Genomic DNA, 926 nt, shown 5'->3' with positions numbered 1-926 from the left:
AATGAGGGGCAGCAGTTGCGCGACAAACTGGCTGGGCTGGGCGTGTTGCGTACCACCACCCGGCAGGACCACTTCCGGGGCTGCGTTGTTGTGCCCGTTATCGGCTGGGCCGAATCGGCCAGTGTGGCCAGCCGCGGACGGGTGTTGCAACTGTATGGCCGCCGAACCCAGCCGGATTACAAGGTGCTGAAAGACAGCCCGAAGCATCTGTACCTGCCCTCGCCACTGGCCGGGGTCTGGAACGAGGAAGCGATGAAAGCGGCTTCGGAAATTATCCTGTGCGAAGCGCTGATCGATGCCATGACGTTCTGGTGTGCCGGGTTCCGCAACGTGATCGCCGCATTCGGGGTGAACGGTTTTAACCGCGATCACCTTGACGCCTTGCAGTATCACGGCGTGAAACGGGTGCTGATTGCCTTTGACCGGGATGAGGCCGGAGACCGTGGCGCAACCGGTGTTGCCGCTGATTTACTGGAAGCCGGCATGGAGGCATGGCGGGTCCAGTTCCCGCCGGGGTTGGATGCCAATGACTATGCGCTGAAAAGCGGCCACGCCGAACAGGCGCTGGGGCTGGCCTTGCAACAGGCGGTTTGGCTGGGACAGGGAACGGCGCCGGGCGCGGTGTTCAGCCATGAACGGCCCGCGGCGCCGAATATGACGGAAGAACCCCAAACGACAGGGGAAACGAAACCGGCTTCTTTAGCTGCCTTGCCAGAGCCACAGGTTGCACAAGTGCCCTGTGAGCACACGGCGTCCGGTGAATTGTTGATGAAAAGCGGGCCACGTATCTGGCGGATACGCGGGATGAAAAAATCCCCGGTGCCGGATGTAATGAAGGTGAACGTGCAGGTCCGTGATGAAACGTCCGGCCTGTTCCATGTGGATACGCTGGACATGTATCACGCCCGTTCGCGGCAGAACTACAT

Annotated in this window: 1 protein-coding gene; it reads left to right on the top strand. The window is 61.0% G+C overall.

Annotated elements, in window-relative coordinates; all coding sequences use genetic code 11:
* The coding region (locus tag D3222_RS24775) for a toprim domain-containing protein (RefSeq protein ID WP_118988373.1) at nucleotides 1-926 on the top strand (926 nt) is incomplete at both ends.

Origin of the sequence: Photorhabdus sp. CRCIA-P01 (assembly GCF_003545805.1) — a bacterium.
Classification (GTDB): Bacteria; Pseudomonadota; Gammaproteobacteria; order Enterobacterales; family Enterobacteriaceae; genus Photorhabdus; species Photorhabdus antumapuensis.
This window is presented reverse-complemented; position numbering and strand designations above follow the sequence as displayed.